This window comes from Bacillus sp. EB106-06-01-XG163, from assembly GCF_058791615.1.
Map to the genome: position 1 here is coordinate 1 of NZ_JBYTDS010000019.1, position 20,026 is coordinate 20,026.

The 20,026-nt window shown below is 46.5% G+C and carries 19 protein-coding genes; all 19 read right to left on the minus strand.

Features of this window, described 5'->3' with window-relative positions:
• Positions 1–309: 309 nt before the first annotated feature.
• The 19 genes from lysS to spoIIE all read right to left on the minus strand — a co-directional run bounded on the left by lysS (position 310) and on the right by spoIIE (position 19,927).
• Positions 310–1,809, minus strand: a complete 1,500-nt coding sequence (gene lysS, locus AC3WTF_RS17810) for a lysine--tRNA ligase (protein WP_492314324.1) — start codon at positions 1,807–1,809, stop codon at positions 310–312.
• 89 nt (positions 1,810–1,898) lie between these two features.
• Positions 1,899–2,900, minus strand: a complete 1,002-nt coding sequence (gene dusB, locus AC3WTF_RS17815) for a tRNA dihydrouridine synthase DusB (RefSeq protein ID WP_007409948.1) — start codon at positions 2,898–2,900, stop codon at positions 1,899–1,901.
• A 21-nt stretch (positions 2,901–2,921) separates the two neighbouring features.
• The gene (locus AC3WTF_RS17820; RefSeq protein WP_047935113.1) at positions 2,922–3,131 is read right to left on the minus strand and encodes a helix-turn-helix domain-containing protein; all 210 of its coding nucleotides are present in this window, start codon (positions 3,129–3,131) and stop codon (positions 2,922–2,924) included.
• The gene (gene folK, locus AC3WTF_RS17825) at positions 3,083–3,586 is read right to left on the minus strand and encodes a 2-amino-4-hydroxy-6-hydroxymethyldihydropteridine diphosphokinase (RefSeq protein ID WP_042635687.1); all 504 of its coding nucleotides are present in this window, start codon (positions 3,584–3,586) and stop codon (positions 3,083–3,085) included. The genes AC3WTF_RS17820 and folK overlap by 49 nt, the downstream gene beginning before the upstream one ends.
• Positions 3,583–3,945 (minus strand): dihydroneopterin aldolase, encoded by a 363-nt coding sequence (gene folB, locus AC3WTF_RS17830; protein WP_003150671.1) that lies wholly within the window; start codon positions 3,943–3,945, stop codon positions 3,583–3,585. The genes folK and folB overlap by 4 nt, the downstream gene beginning before the upstream one ends.
• Entirely contained in the window at positions 3,938–4,795 is an 858-nt protein-coding gene (gene folP / locus AC3WTF_RS17835; protein ID WP_042635686.1) for a dihydropteroate synthase, read from the minus strand. The genes folB and folP overlap by 8 nt, the downstream gene beginning before the upstream one ends.
• Positions 4,776–5,660 (minus strand): aminodeoxychorismate lyase, encoded by an 885-nt coding sequence (gene pabC / locus AC3WTF_RS17840; protein ID WP_039062450.1) that lies wholly within the window; start codon positions 5,658–5,660, stop codon positions 4,776–4,778. The genes folP and pabC overlap by 20 nt, the downstream gene beginning before the upstream one ends.
• On the minus strand, positions 5,657–6,244 hold the full coding sequence (gene pabA, locus AC3WTF_RS17845; RefSeq protein ID WP_007409944.1) for an aminodeoxychorismate/anthranilate synthase component II: 588 nt from the start codon (positions 6,242–6,244) through the stop codon (positions 5,657–5,659). The genes pabC and pabA overlap by 4 nt, the downstream gene beginning before the upstream one ends.
• Positions 6,245–6,250: 6 nt before the next feature.
• Positions 6,251–7,672 (minus strand): aminodeoxychorismate synthase, component I, encoded by a 1,422-nt coding sequence (gene pabB, locus AC3WTF_RS17850; protein ID WP_024084798.1) that lies wholly within the window; start codon positions 7,670–7,672, stop codon positions 6,251–6,253.
• 168 nt (positions 7,673–7,840) lie between these two features.
• On the minus strand, positions 7,841–8,767 hold the full coding sequence (gene cysK / locus AC3WTF_RS17855; protein WP_007615206.1) for a cysteine synthase A: 927 nt from the start codon (positions 8,765–8,767) through the stop codon (positions 7,841–7,843).
• 75 nt (positions 8,768–8,842) lie between these two features.
• Positions 8,843–9,733: a peptidyl-prolyl cis-trans isomerase gene (locus AC3WTF_RS17860; protein ID WP_076851441.1), complete on the minus strand. Its 891-nt coding sequence runs from the start codon at positions 9,731–9,733 to the stop codon at positions 8,843–8,845.
• A gap of 45 nt (positions 9,734–9,778) precedes the next feature.
• A complete protein-coding gene (gene hslO, locus AC3WTF_RS17865) occupies positions 9,779–10,654 on the minus strand; it encodes an Hsp33 family molecular chaperone HslO (RefSeq protein ID WP_004264606.1) in 876 nt (291 codons plus the stop codon).
• A gap of 10 nt (positions 10,655–10,664) precedes the next feature.
• Positions 10,665–11,441, minus strand: coding sequence for a type III pantothenate kinase (locus AC3WTF_RS17870; RefSeq protein WP_007409940.1), 777 nt, complete (start codon positions 11,439–11,441; stop codon positions 10,665–10,667).
• Positions 11,442–11,589: 148 nt separating this feature from the next.
• Entirely contained in the window at positions 11,590–13,509 is a 1,920-nt protein-coding gene (gene ftsH, locus AC3WTF_RS17875) for an ATP-dependent zinc metalloprotease FtsH (RefSeq protein ID WP_004264608.1), read from the minus strand.
• 97 nt (positions 13,510–13,606) lie between these two features.
• Entirely contained in the window at positions 13,607–14,146 is a 540-nt protein-coding gene (gene hpt / locus AC3WTF_RS17880; protein WP_004264611.1) for a hypoxanthine phosphoribosyltransferase, read from the minus strand.
• Positions 14,143–15,561, minus strand: coding sequence for a tRNA lysidine(34) synthetase TilS (gene tilS / locus AC3WTF_RS17885; RefSeq protein WP_015239029.1), 1,419 nt, complete (start codon positions 15,559–15,561; stop codon positions 14,143–14,145). The genes hpt and tilS overlap by 4 nt, the downstream gene beginning before the upstream one ends.
• A gap of 104 nt (positions 15,562–15,665) precedes the next feature.
• Entirely contained in the window at positions 15,666–16,667 is a 1,002-nt protein-coding gene (gene prkT / locus AC3WTF_RS17890) for a serine/threonine protein kinase PrkT (RefSeq protein ID WP_007615197.1), read from the minus strand.
• A complete protein-coding gene (locus tag AC3WTF_RS17895; protein ID WP_004264624.1) occupies positions 16,633–17,370 on the minus strand; it encodes a vWA domain-containing protein in 738 nt (245 codons plus the stop codon). The genes prkT and AC3WTF_RS17895 overlap by 35 nt, the downstream gene beginning before the upstream one ends.
• A 67-nt stretch (positions 17,371–17,437) precedes the next feature.
• Positions 17,438–19,927 carry a stage II sporulation protein E gene (gene spoIIE / locus AC3WTF_RS17900; RefSeq protein WP_007409936.1) on the minus strand — a complete coding sequence of 830 codons (2,490 nt, stop codon included), beginning with the start codon at positions 19,925–19,927 and terminating at the stop codon, positions 17,438–17,440.
• Between the last annotated feature and the right edge of the window lie 99 nt (positions 19,928–20,026).

Sequence of the window (20,026 nt, forward strand, 5' to 3'; positions counted from 1 at the left end):
GCACATCGCTGTGCGATTTATTTAAAACTTTGAATTAACAGGTACGTTTTGTCTTGTTTAGTTTTCAAAGATCATTTTGTCTTTCGTTCAAGCGACTTTATTATTATATCTTATCAATCTCTTGAAGTCAACAACTTTTTAAATTTCTTTTTTCGTCAGCGCCTTGTTTAGCGGCAACGAATAATAATATACCACCTCACAAATAATAGTGCAATAGTTTTTTAAAAGAAAATCAAAAAAGTTTTACGAGCGGCTTGTTTCTAAAAAAGCGCCGTACTGCGATAAGCAGAAACGGCGCCTTCCCTTTTATTAGCGTTGTCTCATTTGAGGGAATAATAAAACGTCTCTGATAGACGGAGCATTTGTTAACAGCATGACAAGGCGGTCGATACCGATACCCAATCCCCCGGTCGGCGGCATGCCGTATTCAAGAGCTTCAACGAAGTCTTCATCCATCATATGCGCTTCATCGTTTCCTTCTTCTCTTTCTTTTAACTGCGCTTCAAAGCGTTCCCTCTGGTCAATAGGGTCATTCAGCTCCGTAAACGCATTAGCGTGCTCACGGCCGACGATAAACAGTTCAAAACGGTCTGTAAAGCGAGGGTCCTCTGGATTTTTCTTAGCAAGAGGAGAAATCTCTACAGGGTGGCCGTAAATAAATGTAGGCTGAATGAGTGTTTCTTCAATTTTTTGTTCGAAGAATTCATTGATGATATGACCCACCGTCATTGAGTTTGTGATCTCGATACCATGCTCTTTTGCATGACCGCGCGCTTCTTCAACAGTCATCTCATTCCAGAAATCTACACCTGTCGCTTCTTTGACCGCATCTACCATGTGGAGTCGTTTCCACTCAGGTTTCAAATCAATCTGCTCTTCGCCGTACTGGATTGTGGTGCTTCCAATCACTTCCTGCGCAATATGTGCTACGAGGTTTTCCGTAAGACTCATAATATCTTTATAATCGGCGTACGCTTCATACAGCTCGATCATCGTGAATTCAGGGTTGTGGCGTGTAGAAACACCTTCGTTACGGAACACGCGGCCGATTTCGTAGACTTTTTCCAATCCGCCGACAATCAGGCGTTTCAGGTGCAGTTCAATCGCAATACGCATATAAAGAGGCATGTCGAGTGCGTTATGGTGCGTGATGAACGGGCGTGCAGACGCTCCTCCCGGTATGCTGTGCATCGTAGGTGTTTCAACTTCTAAGTATCCATGGTCATCTAAGTATCTTCTCATCGCTTGGATGATTTTGCTGCGTGTGATAAACGTTTGTTTGCTGTCAGGGTTTACGATGAGATCGAGATAGCGCTGGCGGTAACGCTGTTCAACGTCTTTTAACCCATGATATTTATCAGGAAGAGGACGCAGTGCTTTTGTCAGCAGTTCAAAAGATGTCGCTTTGACAGAAAGCTCGCCTACGTTTGTTTTGAAAACTTTCCCCGTGATGCCGATAACGTCTCCGAGGTCTGAAGATTTAAAGATTTCATATTGTTCTTCGCCGACACTGTCTTTTCTTACGTAAATTTGAATTTGACCTTCTAAGTCCTGCAGATGCGCAAAGCCGGCTTTCCCTTTTCCGCGCTTTGTCATCATACGGCCTGCAATGGTCACTTCGACCGCTTTTTCTTCCAGTTCTTCTTTAGAAAGCTCCTGGTAGGCGTCAATGATCTGTTGAGATTGATGCGTTCTCTCGAAACGTTCGCCGAAAGGGTCAATGCCGTTTTCTCTCAGCTGGTTCATTTTATCTCGTCTGACTTGCAGCTGGTCGTTCAATTCCTCATGATTTTGCTCTTCTTGACTCATTGGTATCACTCCGTTACATTTTGATTTCACGAAAAAGCAGAAAAACTGCCAGCGGTAAGCTGGCAGTGAGCAGCAATAGAGGGTGTATATTAACCTACTTTTGCATCTTGAAGCTCTTTTGCCTCTGCTTCGGCGGTAAATGCATCTAAAAGCTGCACAACTTCTTCACGCGTCTCACATTGGTTAATTTCGTTGCGTACATTCGCATTGCCTCTGACACCTTTCAGGTACCAGGCAGCGTGTTTTCTCATTTCTCTGACTGCCACATTTTCGCCTTTTAACTTAATCAGGCGGTCTAAGTGCAGTTTGCATACCGACATTTTTTCACGGACTTTCGGTTCGTCTTTTAACTCGCCGGTTTCAAGGTAGTGCACCGTACGGTAAATCATCCACGGGTTGCCGAGTGCGGCCCGGCCGATCATGACGCCGTCAACTCCTGTTTCCTCAAGCATGCGTTTCGCGTCCTGAGGCGTTTTGACATCACCGTTTCCGATGACGGGAATGGAGACGGATTGCTTCACTTCTTTAATGATATCCCAGTTCGCAGTGCCTTCATACATTTGCACTCTTGTGCGGCCGTGCAGGGCAACGGCTTTTCCGCCGGCACGTTCAACGGCTTGGGCGTTTTTCACCGCATAAATGTGCTCTTCATCCCAACCCATTCTCATCTTCACTGTAACCGGCTTATCAACAGCATCTACTACTGCGGATACCATTTCATAAATCTTATCGGGATCGAGAAGCCATTTGGCGCCCGCATCACATTTTGTAATCTTGGGTACGGGACATCCCATGTTAATATCAATAATATCAGCAGTCGTGTTTTGATCTACAAACTTCGCCGCTTCCACAAGGGTTTCCTTTTTCCCTCCAAAAATCTGAAGGCTGAGCGGTTTTTCACGTTCATCAATGTAAAGCATCCCCATTGTTCTGGCATTGTTGTAAAGAATCGCTTTGTCACTGACCATTTCAGCGCATACCAATCCGGCTCCGAATTCCTTTACAGTCAATCTGAACGCTGAGTTGCAGACACCGGCCATAGGGGCAAGCACAACCCGGTTTTTCAATTGAATATCACCGATTTTAAACATTTTTCCCCTCCTTTCATTTGTCTATTTTTCAGGCGGGGCCAATTCGTCCGCACTTATATTTAAAACATCTGCCGCTTCTTGAATGATGGCATCTGACGGCAATCGGTTTCCGCGTTCAATTTCACCGACAATAGAAACTGATATACCTAATGCTTTTGCAAATCCTTCTTGAGTATAACCTTTCAGCTTTCTGAATGCACGAATTCGCCTACCCCAGATTTCTGCTTCCATACTCTTACACCTTCTTGGTTTGTTTCAGCGCTTATCGTGATATGATCCGCCTGCGAACATATTTCTTTTAACGGCGCAAGGACAAATAAGCGCTCATACATTCTCGGATGCGGAACAATCAGCCGCTCCGTTTCAATATTTTCACGATTATACAGCAAAATGTCAAGGTCTGCCGTCCGCGGTCCCCAGCGAATCTCTCTCGTTCTGCCTAATTCAGCTTCAATGCTCTGCGTTACATCAAGAAGTTCAAAAGGAGATAACGACGTTTTCACTTCAACCGCCATATTAAGAAACTGATCTTGATCCTCATAGCCGACGGGATCTGTTTCATATATGGAGGACACCTTTGACACCGTCACGCCATGATGCCGGGTGAGCATGGCCACTGCCTGGCGCAAATAATGTTCACGGTCGCCCATATTGGAACCGAGGCCGATATATGCCGTATTGTTCATGATTTCTTTCTCGTCATTTCTATGGCTACTGATTTATAATGGCCGGGAATCGGCGGGTCAGGCTTAACAACTTTTACCGTACATTGCTGCACCGGCTCAAATTTCTCAAGGACGGTGTCTGCGATCCGTTCCGCAAGCGTCTCGACCAAATTGACGGGTTCGCCCTCAACGATGCCGCGGCAGACACTGTACAATTCCGCATAGTTAATGGTATAAGAAAGGTCATCCGTTTTTCCCGCTTTGCTCAAATCCAGTTCGGCAGTCAGGTCTACTTTGAAGCGCTGGCCGAGTTTGTTTTCTTCTTCGAACACGCCGTGATATCCGTAAAACTCCATACCTTCCACATATACTTTATCCATAATGTACGCCTCCTTTGTTCAACATAGCATCCATCATCTTCGTCATTCTTGCGATCTCTTTGACATCGTGCACCCTCACAATGTCGCAGCCTTTTTGGACGCCAAGGCATACTGTCGCTCCCGTTCCCTCGGCACGTTCTTCAGGGGGAAGGTCAAGCACACGGCCGATGAACCTTTTTCTCGATGTCGCCAGAAGCAGCGGATAACCTAACCCGCTGAACACCTCCAGCTTGTTCATGACAGCCAGATTGTCCTCATAGTTTTTCGCAAAGCCGATCCCCGGATCCAGAATCATATTTTCATCTGTGACGCCGGCTTCCGCGGCAATTTTTACGCTTTCCATCAAGTCTGCAAGCATATCAGGAATAAGATCGTTGTAGTTTCTTTCCATGCGGTTATGCATTAAGATAATCGGAACCCCGTGTGCGGCGGCTACTGACGCCATGTCAGGATCACCTTTCGCCCCCCAGATGTCATTAAGGATAGAGGCTCCCGCTTTGACCGCTTCGTCTGCCACGGACGCTTTGTACGTATCGATTGAAAGCGGAATGTCCAGCTCGCTTGTGATCCGCTCTATGACAGGGATGACTCGTGACATTTCCTCATCAGCCGACACGAGTGATGCGCCGGGTCTTGTCGATTCACCGCCGATATCTATGATATGCGCCCCTTCTTCAGCCATCTTCGCCGCATGCAGAAGCGCCCTTTCCGTACTGTCGTATTTGCCGCCGTCAGAGAAGGAGTCTGGCGTTACATTTAATATCCCCATAACGAGCGTCTTCTCTTTATAGGAAAGAGTGCCTTTTTTTGTATGAATCAGTTTAGGATGTTCAATTGTTTGCTGCGCCATTTTGTTCCTCCTCCTGTACATTCATTTTGTTTATTTCCTGCTGATACTGCTTACGGAGCAATTGCACCGTTTTTCCGCTCACTCCGGGCAGCGGCACTTCCTCTATTTTAGAAAACGGGATGATTTCAAGCACGGAGTTTGTCAACCATGCTTCATCCGCTTCAAGCATTGATTGAAAACGGAATCGGCCTTCGGTGACTTCTGTCCCCTGCCGTTTCAATTCATCAATAACAAACTGTCTCGTTACGCCGTCGAGAATGCCTGTATCCAAGGATGGTGTAAAGACCTTGTCTCCTTTTCGCCAAAACACGTTGGAGACAATGCCTTCCGCGACATCTCCTTCACCGGTCAGGAAAATGCCTTCAAGATTGGGATCATTCCCGATCTCCCGTTTAGCATACATGTTGTTTAAATAGTGATGGGATTTTAACCGAAAAGATCCTTCAGGCGTATTTCTCCGGACAGAGAGAAGCCTGCCTTCTTTTTGAACAGGCAGAGTTTCCGGATTGAGCCGGTTGACGAAACAAAGGACGGTCGGCTTTTCATAAGTCTGCGCGGCAAATCCCTTATCGCTGACGCCTGCCGAGATGTTAAGCCGGACACGTGCGCTGCCGTCCTTGATGTCATTGAGGAGCAACAGTCTTAGAAGCATATCAAGCAGCTCCTGTTTGTTCACCTCATATGCAATCTGCAGATCCCGAAGCGCCCTGTTGAGCCTGGCGACATGCGCATCCGGCAGAAACGGCCGGCCGCTGTAAAGCCTGAACGTCTCGAACGCGCCGATCCCGTACAGATAACCATGGTCAAAAGGAGAAAGCGCCGCTTCTTTCTCCTCTATATATTGACCATTCAAATATATAATCACACCGTCACTTCCTTTTTGCGGTGTGTCTCTATAAAGTTTCTGAGCATCTCTTTGCCGAAGGAGGTCATGATGGATTCCGGATGGAACTGAACACCTTCAACAGGCAGCTCATTATGGCGGATTGCCATAATTTCTCCTTCTTTGGTTTGAGCGGATACCGTAAAACAATCCGGCAGCGTGTCCGCTTTGACAATAAGTGAATGATACCGGGTGGCGACCAGCGGATTTTGCAGGCCTTTAAAAATCGTCTGTCCGTCATGCATAACTTCTGACGTTTTGCCGTGCATGAGCCGCTCCGCTCTGACGACGTCGCCGCCGAATACTTGCGCAATCGACTGATGTCCGAGACATACGCCGAAAATAGGAATACTGCCGGCAAAATGTTTGATGGCTTCGAGGCTGATCCCCGCTTCATCAGGACTGCACGGCCCGGGTGAAATCATTAAGAAGTCCGGACCCAGCTCTTCAATCTGCTCAATCGTAATCTCGTCATTCCGTCTGACGATCAGTTCCTCCCCGAGCTCACCCAAATATTGAACCAAGTTGTACGTAAATGAATCATAATTGTCAATCATTAAAATCATCTCTGCTCACCTCGTCTGATTTTTTGTCTCTTCTTCGCTCAGCTCTAACGCCTTTTTCATCGCAAAAGCTTTTTTGAACGATTCCTTGTATTCATGCTTCGGAACCGAATCAATGACCACTCCTGCTCCGGACTGCATGAAAGCATGTCCGCCGGCTGCATAGATCGTCCGGATCACAATGTTAAACTGCAAATCTCCGTTGAATCCGAACCAGCCTATAGATCCAGTATAAAGCCCCCGTCTTGTCGGCTCAAGCTCTTCTATAATTTCCATCGTTCTCACTTTGGGCGCTCCCGTGATGGTGCCCCCCGGGAAAACCGCATGAATAATGTCTGTCGCGTCATATCCGTCCTGCAGTTCCCCCTGTACGTTTGACACGATATGCATGACGTGGGAATACTTTTCGATTGCCATAAATTCGTTAACCCGCACGGAGCCGTAGCGCGATACGCGCCCGAGGTCATTGCGCTCAAGATCAACAAGCATGACATGTTCCGCACGTTCTTTTTCGTTGTGAATTAATTCATCAGCCAAAGCCTTGTCTTCAGCATCGTCTTTTCCTCTTGAACGCGTACCCGCGATCGGTCTCGTTTCAAGCTTCTTCCCCTTCTTTGTCACCAATAGCTCCGGCGACCCGCATATCACTTGAAACCCCGGTGTCTCGAGATAGGCCATGTAAGGAGACGGATTGACGTTTCTCAAGTGTTTATACACCTCATACGGATGAACGGATAAGGACTGAGACTGCCTGATGGACAAATTAACCTGGAACACATCGCCGCTCGCGATATATTGTTTAATTTGTTCTACAGCCTGTGAAAATCCTTCCTCGGTGAACGGAGCGGCGTACGATCCGTCCCCATTCCGATTCAGCGGTGAAAAAGGCTCGTCCGCCGTTTGGAGGGAACACCACATGTCCTCTAAGCCGGACAGCTTTTCTTCCGCAAGATCCGCTTCTTCCGCTTCAGTATGGGTAATGAGCCATAACGCCTCTTCCTCATGGTCATAAACAGCTACATCATCAAAAACCAGAAAGTAAATATCAGGTGTTTCCAGATCATCTAACGACAGCATCTTAAAATTCTCAATATATCGGGCGTAGTCGTAACTGATAAAACCAATCGCACCGCCCTGAAAGTCCGGAAACTCAACGTTTGTTTCCGTTCCGAGCGTTCCAAACCATTCATGAAAGGCCCGCAGCGGGTCACCTTCTTTAAACAGTGTTTCCCCCTCATGCTTGATCGTTGTAATTCCGTCTTTTCCTCTGACGGACGCAATCGGATCTAGACCGGCTATACTGAATCTTCCCCCTCTCGCGCTTTCGAGCAGAACATGCCGTTTTCTCGATTTCGAAAGGTTTTCATATCGCTGTAAAAATGCTTGTTTCGTAAAAGGTATTTTTCTTCCTGCCGGTCTGCGTTGTGCCATCATATCAATCCTCTGCTTCGTTTTACTGTAGTTTTATTTTAAAGCAATCACACTGGTGAAAAAAGTGAATTTCACTTCCAACCATAAAATTCGAAACGTTTTTTGGATTTCCGATGCTTCAGGCACAAAAAAAACTCCCGGATACAGCCGGGAGCCGTGTGTATGTCTCTATTCAAACTGATAAAGCGGTGTGCTTAAGTAACGTTCTCCGTTACTAGGGATGATCGCAAGCACTTTCTTGCCTTTCCCCAATTTTTTCGCGATTTCCAGTGCCGCGTAAATGGCCGCTCCGGAAGAAATGCCGCCGAGAATCCCTTCTTCTTTTGCCGTTTTACGGGCATATTCAAATGCATCCTCGTTTTTGACGGGAATGATCTGATCATAGATGTCCGTATTCAATGTTTCAGGGACAAATCCCGCTCCGATACCCTGAATTTTATGCGGGCCCGGTTTTCCGCCGGAAAGAACTGGAGAATCCGCCGGCTCTACCGCATAGATTTTGATGGATGGATATGCTTCTTTCAGCACTTCGCCCGCTCCCGTGATGGTTCCGCCGGTACCGATTCCGGCCACGAACGCATCAAGCTGGTCGTCACCAAACTGTTCTACGATTTCTTTCCCTGTCGTTTGGCGGTGAATTTCCGGGTTTGCCGCATTGTTGAATTGCTGAGGCACAAAGTATCCGTGTTCCTCGGCAAGTTCTTCCGCCTTTTTAATGGCGCCCTTCATTCCTTCTGCGCCGGGAGTCAGCACAAGCTCCGCTCCGTATGCGCGCAGCAGATTGCGTCGCTCCATACTCATCGTATCAGGCATAACGAGAATGGCTCTGAGACCTTTAGCCGCTGCCACCATCGCAAGACCGATTCCTGTATTTCCGCTTGTCGGTTCAATGATTGTGTCGCCGGCTTTTAATTTTCCTTCTTTTTCAGCCGCTTCAATCATCGCCACTCCGATCCGGTCTTTTACGCTGCTGCCCGGATTCATGTATTCAAGCTTCAGATATACATCTGCACTGTTTTCATCCGTCAGGCGATTCAATTTCACAATAGGAGTATTTCCGATTAGTTCAGTAATAGAATTTGCAATACGCACCATGTTGGACACCTCAATTTCCGACTAAATTTATTGGTATTATAAATATAAGTTATCAATTTCAAAATTTTTTGTCAATCATTTAGTTCTTTTTTCCCCGTAGAACCAAGAGACCCCCGCCTCTTTCCACAGCGTTTTGACTGTCGCCTTGTCACCTAATTGATCCATCGCGATCTGGCGTCTGATTTGGCTCTTCACTTCATTGTATGAGAAAGTTCTCGATTTAAGCTTTTCTTTCAGCTGAATGATGGCGTATCCTGAAGAAACTTTAATCGGTTCAGCGGACCATTCATCTTCTTTAAGATTTTTAGCTTCTGTGATATATGCCTGCGGGATATTTTCCTGTTTTTCTGTCACAAAGCCGAGGTCTCCGCCATACTGAGACGTATATCTGTCCGTGGAACGTTCAGCGGCGACGGCTTCAAAGCTGGAACCGCCTTTCAAATCAGCAAGCACCCTGTCCGCCTCATCTTTGTTTTTGACGACAATGTGCCGGATTCTGTAGGAATCATCGAAATGGTACAATTCTTTATTTTTATTATAAAATGATTGCATTTCCTTATCCGATATATCGATGTCCTTCGTCAGCAGTTCTTCAAGAAGAATATTGTAGCGGATCTGGTCTCTCCATTCTTTTTCGGTAATATGGCTGTCTTCATAAAATGAATTATCTACCGCTTTGATTAAAAGAAACTCCCGCTCCAATTCGCTGTTTGAAACTGTGAGTTTATTCTTTTTCGCAAGCTCTTCCACTACTTCTGCATTAATCATGTCTTCCAGAGTTGATTTTCCGTACTGGTCTTCCATCTTTTTCATCCAGTCTTGCCGTGTGATATGTTTATCACCGATTGTCGCGATGGATTCTTCAGATGACCCCGCGGCTTGGGATTTTGTTAACTTATACGCCACTGTCACACTGCATACTAACAGCGCCGCTACAATAATCGTCAAAAGTGTTCTCGATTTCAAAATCTACCCCATCCCTTTTATAAAATAGAACAACCCGCTAAAGAGCTAGCGGGTTGTTTCGTCACGAAGCTCTTCCAGTTCTTCTTTTGTAAATAAATATTTCTCATTACAAAAATGGCAAACCGCTTCGGCTTTTCCGTCTTCTTCTATCATATCTTGTATTTCTTTTTTGCCTAGTCCTAAAATGGCCGTTTCGAATCGATCTTTTGAACAAGAACAGTGAAATTTGACCGGCATTGTTTCGAGAACGTCCGGTTTTTGACCTAGAACTTCTTCTAAGATTTCTTCCGGTGTCAGGCCTTTTTGAATCAATTTTGAAATCGGTTCGATTTGAGATAATTGCTTTTCAATTGTTGAAATGGTTTCTTCATCAGTCCCCGGAAGAAGCTGAATGATGAACCCGCCCGCAGCGAGAATGGTGTTATCAGGATTTACTAGAACACCTACGCCGACAGATGAAGGGACTTGTTCAGAAGAAACAAGATAATATGTGAAGTCGTCACCGAGTTCACCCGAGACAATCTCTACTTGTCCCGTAAAATAATCACGTAAGCCCAAATCTTTTACGACACTGAGTGTTCCGTCAGTTCCGACCGCCCGTCTGACATCCAGTTTCCCTTGTTCATTGAGATCAAAATGAACGTGCGGGTTTGATACGTATGCTCTTACCTCACCCTTTGCGTTCGCATCTGCGACAATGGCTCCGATCGGGCCGCCGCCTTCTATTTTGACTGTCAGCTTATCTTCACCCTTAAGCATCGCTCCTAGCATCAGAGAAGCTGTCATCGTCCGGCCGATTGCGGCTGATGCCGTCGGCCACGTGTCATGCCTTCTTTGCGCTTCATTAACCATATCTGTCGTTCTGGCTGCATAAGCCCGCACTTTACCGTCATATGCAATTGCTTTAATTAAATAATCCATCGTTTACCTCCTATACGTGACCCACGCGATTTCGCTCATAAATGATTTCCAACCCTTTCAGAGTGAGAAACGGGTCAACAATATCAATACAGTCTGATTCGTTTGCGATTAATGACGCAAGCCCGCCTGTCGCAATGACTTTCGGTTCCTGTGTTGCCTGCCATTTCATCCGCTTTACAATGCCTTCAACTTGTCCGACATAGCCGAAAAGGATGCCGGACTGCATGGCGCTTACCGTGTTTTTGCCGATGATATTGTCCGGTCGGGCGATTTCAATTCTCGGAAGCTTCGCCGCACGTGAGTACAGCGCTTCCGTTGAAATCGTAATGCCGGGAGCAATCGCGCCGCCCATGTATTGTTTGTTTTCATCAATGTAGCAATACGTCGTCGCCGTTCCGAAATCAACAACAATTAAGGGGCCTCCATACTGCTGGATCGCCGCAACGGCATTGACGATCCTGTCAGCTCCCACTTCTTTCGGATTGTCATACTTTATATTTAAACCTGTTTTCATTCCCGGGCCGACAACTTGCGGCTCGATGTGAAAGTATTTTGTGCACATTCTTTCTAAAGAGAACATAATCGGCGGCACCACGGATGAGATGATAATCCCTTCAATCTGTTCAAACATGAGTCCGGAATGTTCAAATAAGGAGCGGAGCAGCATGCCGAATTCGTCTTCTGTTTTGTGCCTGCTCGTTTCTATGCGCCAATGATATTCTAATTCCCCATCATGATATACACCAATCACGGTGTTGGTGTTCCCCACATCTATAACCAGTAACAACCTCTATCACCACTTTTGAATAGTTTCTAATCATAACATTTTCAACATTCTACAATACCATACACGATCTGCGGCTCTTTTGTAAACAAAACGGAACCAGTAAAAAAACCGCCGGTATACGCCGGCGGTTTTCATATCAGAAAGCGAACTATTCTTTCGGCTCGTCTTTCTTTTCGTCTTCTGTTTTAGACAGGATGTTTACTTTCACATCGTCTTTTTGAAGATGGTCATCTGAGAAATTGCGCTCAGGGAGTTTTCCGTGATCCACGAGATGCTTGATTTGTTCCGCATCTAATGTTTCCACATCAAGCAATGTCTGAGCAATCAATTCAAGCTTATCACGATTTTCAGTCAGGATGGTTTTCGCACGCTCATAACATTCTTTAATGATGCGCTGAATTTCCTGATCGATTTCGTAAGCGATCTGATCACTGTAGTTTTGCTCGTTGTTGAAATCCCGGCCCAGGAATACTTGACCGCCTTGAGATTGACCGAACTGAAGCGGTCCGAGTTTTTCAGACATACCGAACTCTGTCACCATTCTTCTCGCAATGTTCGTTGCCCGCTGGAAGTCATTGTGAGCGCCCGTGCTGACTTCGCCGAAGATAATTTCCTCGGCAACGCGTCCGCCCAGAAGACCGACAATTTTATCGAGAAGTTCAGGTTTTGTCTGGAAGTAACGGTCTTCTCTCGGAAGCATGACCGCGTATCCGCCAGCCTGCCCCCTCGGAACGATCGTTACTTTATGAACCATATCGGCTTCATCCAGCACAAGTCCGATAACAGTGTGACCGCCCTCGTGGTACGCCACGATATTGCGTTCTTTTTTCGATATGACACGGCTCTTCTTCGCAGGACCCGCAATGACACGGTCCGTCGCTTCATCAATGTCGCGCATATCAATTTTCTTCTTGTTTTGACGGGCAGCAACGAGTGCCGCTTCGTTAAGAAGGTTTTCTAAATCGGCGCCTGAGAAGCCGGGTGTTCTTGAAGCGATTGCTTTTAAGTTCACCGTTTCATCAAGCGGTTTGTTTCTCGCATGGACCTGTAATACGGCTTCACGGCCGATGACATCCGGACGGTCTACCGTAATCTGACGGTCAAAACGTCCCGGACGAAGCAATGCAGGGTCAAGAATGTCCGCACGGTTTGTCGCAGCGATAATAATGATTCCTTCATTCGCACTGAAACCGTCCATCTCAACAAGCAGCTGGTTCAGCGTCTGTTCGCGTTCATCATGCCCGCCGCCAAGACCTGCGCCGCGCTGACGTCCCACCGCGTCGATCTCATCAATGAAGATCAGACAAGGCGCATTCTTTTTCGCATTTTCGAATAAATCACGCACACGGGAAGCACCGACACCGACAAACATTTCAACGAAATCAGATCCGCTGATGCTGAAGAAAGGAACGCCCGCTTCACCGGCTGAGGCTCTCGCAAGCAGCGTCTTACCGGTTCCCGGAGGTCCGACCAACAGCACGCCTTTAGGGATTCTGGCGCCAAGCTCGGCGAATTTGCGAGGATCTTTCAGAAACTCAACAACCTCAACAAGCTCCTGCTTCTCCTCATCCGCGCCGGCTACATCTTTAAACTTCACGCGTTTCTTTTCTTCCGTATACAGCTTCGCTTTGCTCTTTCCGAAGTTCATGACACGGCTGCCGCCGCCCTGAGCCTGATTGAGCAGGAAGAAAAACAGAATAAAGATGATGACAAACGGAATGATCGTCGTTAAGAACGTCACCCACCCGCTTGTTTCCTGTGCGGGATCAACTTTTACGTCCGTCTTTTTAATTGCGTCAAATATCTGGTCTGCTCCTTTTCCTTCAGGAACATGTGTTAAAAAGTACTGGTCTTTGTCGTATTTTTTCAGCTGTCCTTTTACCTCATAAACACCTCTGACAGGCTGAACCGATACGCTATCAACTTTCCCTTCATCGAGGTTCTTGATAAACGTACTGTACGACATATTTTCTGTTTTCGGGTTTGAAGTCTGGAAGTAACTCACAACCCCGATTACTACTAATAAAATAAGTAAATAAAAAATGGTATTACGGAAGACCCGATTCATTCCTTACCTCCTCCCACAGTAAGCACAACTATGTTCAATAGTACCATAGAAAATCATTCCAATACAACCGATAACCATCTCGGAAGCAGGCAGCCGATCAGCTTTCATAAATCGCCGGTTTTAATACTCCGATGTAAGGCAGATTGCGATAGCGTTCGGCATAATCAAGTCCGTAACCCACAACAAACGCGTCAGGAACTTCAAAGCCTACGAAGTCTGCTTTAATGTCCGCTTTTCTTCCGCTTGGTTTATCCAACAGGGTAACAATCTTAATTGATTTCGCTTTACGATATCGGAAGAGTTCTACGAGATAGCTCAAGGTTAACCCACTGTCGATAATATCTTCAATGATTAAGATGTCCCGGCCTTCTACAGATGTATCCAAATCTTTGATGATTTTGACTTCTCCGGAAGAAACCGTGGAATTTCCGTAGCTTGATACATCCATGAAGTCCATTTCCAAATATGTATCAATATGCTTTATAAGATCAGCCATAAAGGGAAGCGCTCCCTTTAACACACCGATTGCCAACGGAAACGTGTCGCTGTACTCGCTTGTTAATTGTTCTCCAAGCTGTTTTACTTTCTGCTGGATCTCATCTTCTGAGATCAGCACTTTTTCGATATCCTGTTTCATGTTAATGCTTGCCCCCTACACTTTTCATGCTGTCTATATTGTAATACAATGCGGTCACTGTTTGAAATCACAAGATCGTCAAAGATGGATTTTTTCAAGCCAGGCAGCCAGATAATTTCACCGCTCGCATCCGTTACAATCGGCCATTCGTCCCGATCCCGCAGAGGCAGTTTATGATCAATAAATATATCTTTCACCTTTTTCGAGCCATTCATCCCTTTAAGTTTGATCCGGTCGCCGATTTTTCTCGTCCGGATTGTTAAAGGAAATTGCACCTTGTTTCTGCTTGTCATAAAAACAGCATTCCCATTTTTGATATGAGGGTCAGCCTGATCGGCCACCTCTATCATAAAGCCGTTGGGGAGAACAGCAGTCTCGCCTTCCGCTCCTTGCAGCTGCAGCTCAAAGGGAACTTTTTCACATTGCCATTGTTCAAATGTAAACAAACATGTCTGATATGATTTGACCACCTTCAGCCCTTTCGGAAAATCAAGCACTCCCGAGGCGCTTCCATTTTCCGCCCATTCGAGAAACTGCTGTATGTGGCGGGCGGAAAACGACGATGGAACGTTTTCATAAAGATAGTTTAATATTAGTTGAACTCCTCTTCTTTGTAAAGGTATCGGAAGGGCAAGCAATTGAGAGGAATTGACTTCAACCGATGTGTCAGACTTGCTTGTAATAACCTTATTCATTCGTTCTTTCGTTAATGACTGCAGGTATTGTTCGTCTTCTGTCAGTGCTTCACTCACCTTTTGAAACATTTTATGAACGTCAGGTGATTCATGTTTTAAAAAAGGAAGCACGGTCTTTCTGAATCTGTTTCTTGTATAATCGTCTTTTGCATTGCTCTCATCCGTTCTGTAGCTGAGCCCTTCTTGACGGCAGTATTCAAGGATTTCATCCTTTGCCGCATAGAGGAAAGGCCTGATCAGCCAGCCGGATGCAAATTCGCGGACGGGCTGCATTCCCGCAAGCCCTGCCCCGAGCGTACCTTTCGCAAGCCTCATGAGCATTGTCTCAACCTGGTCATCGCCGTGATGAGCCAGCGCCAAAAACTTCGCTTGGTGTTTTGTCATCAGATCTTCGAAAAACTGATATCTGCAATCACGCGCGGCAGCCTGCTTGTTCAGCTTATTCTTCTTTGCGTATGCAGAAACATCAATCTGTACCGTTTCGCAGAGGATATGTTCCGCTTCGCAATATGACTGCACAAACTTCATATCTTCTTCAGATTCAGGACCCCTGAACTGATGGTCGACATGCGCCGCTATGATAACGGAAGAATGCCCGAAGTGCTTATTCAGCATACTGAGAAGCGCCATTGAATCAGGGCCTCCGGAGACCCCGGCAATAATCGTTTCTCCCTCCGCCTGAAGATGATATGTTTTGAAAAAATCTTCCACGCTTTTCACAATGTCCCCCTCACAATGAGCAGGTTTTTTAAAGATATACATATCCTATCACTTTCATTCCCTCCAAGCAAAGAAGAAGCATGAGCGCAGGCGTCCGGCCGGCACTAGATGAGAAAAAAGACGATGTAAGCGAAATAAAGGGCGAGAACGCTGATTAAAATAAGTGTTGTTTCAAACAAACCATTGTGCTTTGCGGGTTTTTGTTTAGGTTTATACCGCGTTTGAGATACAGTGCCCTGCCGCGGTTTTGATTGCGGCGGCTTAGGCTTGGCGGCGGCTTTCCTTTTACTCCCTGCACTCTGCCCCGCCGTCAGGATGTCATGCTTCATGGCTTCCGCAGACGGATATTGGCCGTTTAAAGCAGAAAACAGAACCTTCTTATACTTATTCAGAAACGGGTGGCCTTCAATGATAGAACGAAGCTGTTCTTTCGGCTGTCCTGACTTTTTGCACTCTTTCTTCTGGACACAGTGGATCATGATCATTGCGACAGCAAACAGGTCATAGGATGGTTCTGCTTTTCTTGTTCCATACCCCCAATAGCCCCTGTCGTAAAACTCCGTATACTCTTTAATCGCGCGGCCCTGTTTTGTCGTTCCCCCTACATCAATGCAGCGAATGGCAGCCGGTGGTCCGGTTACAATGAGATTGTCCGGTTTGAGGTCGCCAAAAACCCACCCTTGCTGATGAAGGACTGACAGGCTGGAAAGAAGCTGCACCATCAGCACCGGAATCCACTCCGCTCCCTTACTGCTGATATATTGCGGAAGAAGCGGCCCTTCTATGTACTCCATCACGTAAAAAGAGACATTTTTATTCAGCTGCGGAATAAACGCGTCGTCCGCATCAAAAAAAGAAGGCCCCATCGTTTGCGACCGGGCCTTTGAAAAGGATTTTAAGACATTCACTTCAGAGGTAACAGACATGCTGTCGCTGCTTATTTTCAAAGCGACCTGTCCGCCTGATGCTTCTGCCAGATATACAATACCGTTAGCCCCTTTTCCAAGCTGTTTGAGCAATCTGTAGGATTTGCCGTTCCATTTGCCCTGAATTGCCGTCCCCGGTGCCAGACTACATGCCAAACTCGTTAAAGCGTCGTTCATCATCAGCCAACATGCTCCTTCTTGAGCGGATTCTCTCAAACTGCTGCGTCGCTTCCCGGATAGCGGGGCCCGTAGGGGTGATACCGCCGGTCGACAGCTTCGCAAAGAGTGCAGAAAGGGATTCAAGCTTCGGCGTCCAATTCAGCACAAGCTCAACTTCCTGGCTTTTCCCGGGAAATATACACATTGCAAATTCATTTTGCCCGGCCCGGGAATTTAAACTGATGGAAAGATCGATCAGCGCTTCTTTCACCGTCGGCAGTTTCGGCGCCATACTCGCACTCGTATCAACCAGCACAAGCACTTGCAGATGAACCGTTTCGCCGAGTTCATCAACCACTTCCATCACTTCGCCGCGTTTTTCAGGAGAAAGCTCTTCCATTTCAACGTTTTTCCCTAAGATTTGTTTAAGCTCTTGATTGACGACACCTTGCAGCGTCTGGGTCATTGCTTTTTTCGTCACCATTTGAACCGTCTGAGACAATTGTGACGCATACACAACTTGATGGACGCCGCCTCCGGCCATGGCGATGCCTTCAACTTCCTTCATTGCCTCTTGGTCAATCGCGTTTTCTTCCATAATTCCTATAACATTCACCGTAATCCCCTGCTCCTTGGCGAAAGCCGCCATTGCGATCGGGTCTTCACCATGATTGGAGCAGCCATCTGTAATCAGCAGAACTTGATTTAAATGTCCCTTATTCACATACATTCCTCCCGGTGATACGATTAGTCCCATCTTCGCCAGAAGGAAAGTGATTTATACGAAATGATTAAGAAATCTCCTTTTTATTTTGGAAAACCGCCGGCACCGGTATGGAAGCCCATTTCGGCGTGTTGTGGTCAATCCGGACAACAACCACTGTCATATCGTCTTCGATTTGGCCGGAACGCGTTCTGATGACCTCTTCCATTAATATATCAGCGATTTCTTGCGGGTCTTCGGTTTTCAGCCCTTTCATTTTCCGTTTCATCCACAGGTCGTGGTTTTCAACGTGCTTCGGCCCTTCAAAAATACCGTCACTCATCATGACGAGCAGATCTCCCGCTTTTAACTGTTCACTTACAACCTCCACATCAAATTCATTGATGATGCCGATCGGCAGATTGCTGGCCTGCACTTTCATGACTTGATCTCCCCGCTTGATAAAACTCGGCGTTGAACCGACCTTCAAGAATTTGCAGCTTGCATCCTGAAGATCAATGATAGAAAGATCGAGAGTTGAGTAGATTTCGTCTGTCGTCCGTAAAGACAGAATACTGTTGATCGTTTTTATCGCTATTTTTTCATCAATACCTGATTCGAGAATTTTTTCGAGCAGCTTAATCGTTTCATTGCTCTCATAATGGGCCCTCGCCCCATTGCCCATGCCGTCACTGATCGCGGCCGCATATTTTCTCGCCCCCAGTTCCATCATGCTGTAGCTGTCGCCGGAGACAAGGCCGCCGCCTTTTGCCGCATGAGCCGCGCCTGTCGATACCCGGTACGACTTGGTCGAACCGAACGCGACATGGCTGTAGCCATTCGGATGAGTCGAGTGCTGTTCGCTTTTGACAAGTATCTGCTCCTCAAGAATGTCAGACAGCATCGGGGCGATAATTTTCTCACTCTCGCCGTGTCCTCCGCTGAACGGGATTGTCATTTCGATATCAATATTGCCCTGCTCCAAGCTGTATATCTCGACATGCTGAATCTCGATTCCAAAATGCTGAAGCGCCTCTATCATTTGTTCTTCCTGAATAAAATGCTGCTCCCTCTCCCGTTTTATTTCCCGAGAAAAGTCCGCCATGACCTCAGAAACCCCCAACAGCTGCTCGGCAACAAGCCTTCTGCTGTCCTGAACTTTTCTCTTCAGTGTCAGATGGGCGTGATGGTGGGCAAGTTCGTCCTCAATCAGCTCTTCCACCTGTCTGGATTTGGAACAGTGCTGTTGAAACTCCTTTTTTAATCTGCGGTTTGAGGCATACTGTTTTTCTTCTGTTTCATGCATAACTTGTTTCATTAAGTCATATGTTTTATCAAAGTTTTGAACCCAGCATTTGCTTTTCTTATAGCAGGATTGGCACGAATGCTCCGTGATTTTGCTTAAAAAGAGATCCACTTCCCCTTCTTCCGCCTGCTCATCGGAAGACGTCTGATGAAAGGTGGCGAAGCTCTCCGACAAGGCATGAAACACATTGGAGAACTGGTCTACTTTCTGGGCGGTGACATCTCTGATTTTCCTCGCGTACTGCTGCTGTTCCTGACTGTGCTCAGCAGTGCCCGGTATGTATCGCGCCACCTTTTTCGTAATCGATTGAGGCGTAATCAAAAACAAAACAACGGCAATCAAAGATTCATAAAGAGTGGTCATTAATCCGGCAGACCCTTCTCCATATAATGAAATCAGCAGTGAGCCGATCACTAATCCGACTGCGGCTCCGGCTTTCTTTCCTTCTTTCAGCAGCCCGCCAAGAAGCCCGGAAAACGCAAGCAGACTCATTTGATAGAGGTTCCCGATATTCGCAAGCCCGAGGATCAGTCCGGTCACAACACCGACCGTACAGCCGATGCTTGCCCCGCCGACAAAGGAAAAACTCAGCACGACATAGCGGGCCAGGATATGTTCAGCCTGCATTCCCTGAAATGAAACACCGGCAAGCCCGGTTAAAACGGATGCGATCAAGATCATAAAACAGATGATTTCTTCTATTTTTAACGATTGCTTCACTTTTTTGATCGTGAAGATCGGCAGGCTTTGCAAAAAGATCAGCGTCAAAATAAAGGCCAGGCCCGCCTCGACAACAGCCATCACATAATCATAGGTGGTAAAAGCGCCGCTTTCAAAATAAACAAATCCGATTCTCGCGGCAGCCATAGAGAAAAACACCACGATCGGCAGCATCTTCACCCGGTCCTGCACGATATATGTACCGATTTTTGAAAATAGAGTGAAGACGGCCAAAGCTGTGAGAATCAATAAAGAGTGTTTCGGCGAAATGGTTAAAGCGCCCGCAAGTAAAGACAGACAAGCATAGAAGGCTTTATCTCTTCTGATCAAAAGCATCGCTCCGAAAAACGGCAGCGCAAACGGAAGAACCTCAGATAATATGAAAGCCCGTCCAAGTAAAAAACCGATCACGACATAAATGAAACCCTTATAGAAAAAAAGTGAATGCGCTTGATGGACTGTAAGCTTTGCCGCCTTTTCAAAAAACGATTGCAGTTTTTCCAGAGCTTGTCCCGCCATCGGCCCGTTCACTCTTCTTTCCGCTTTTTCCATTGCTCTCATCCCCCACCTGTTTTATTCGTTGCTTGTCATTATAAATGAAAGCCCAGATAGGATTTTGTCAAAAGAAGGTAACAATTCCAAAGAACTCTT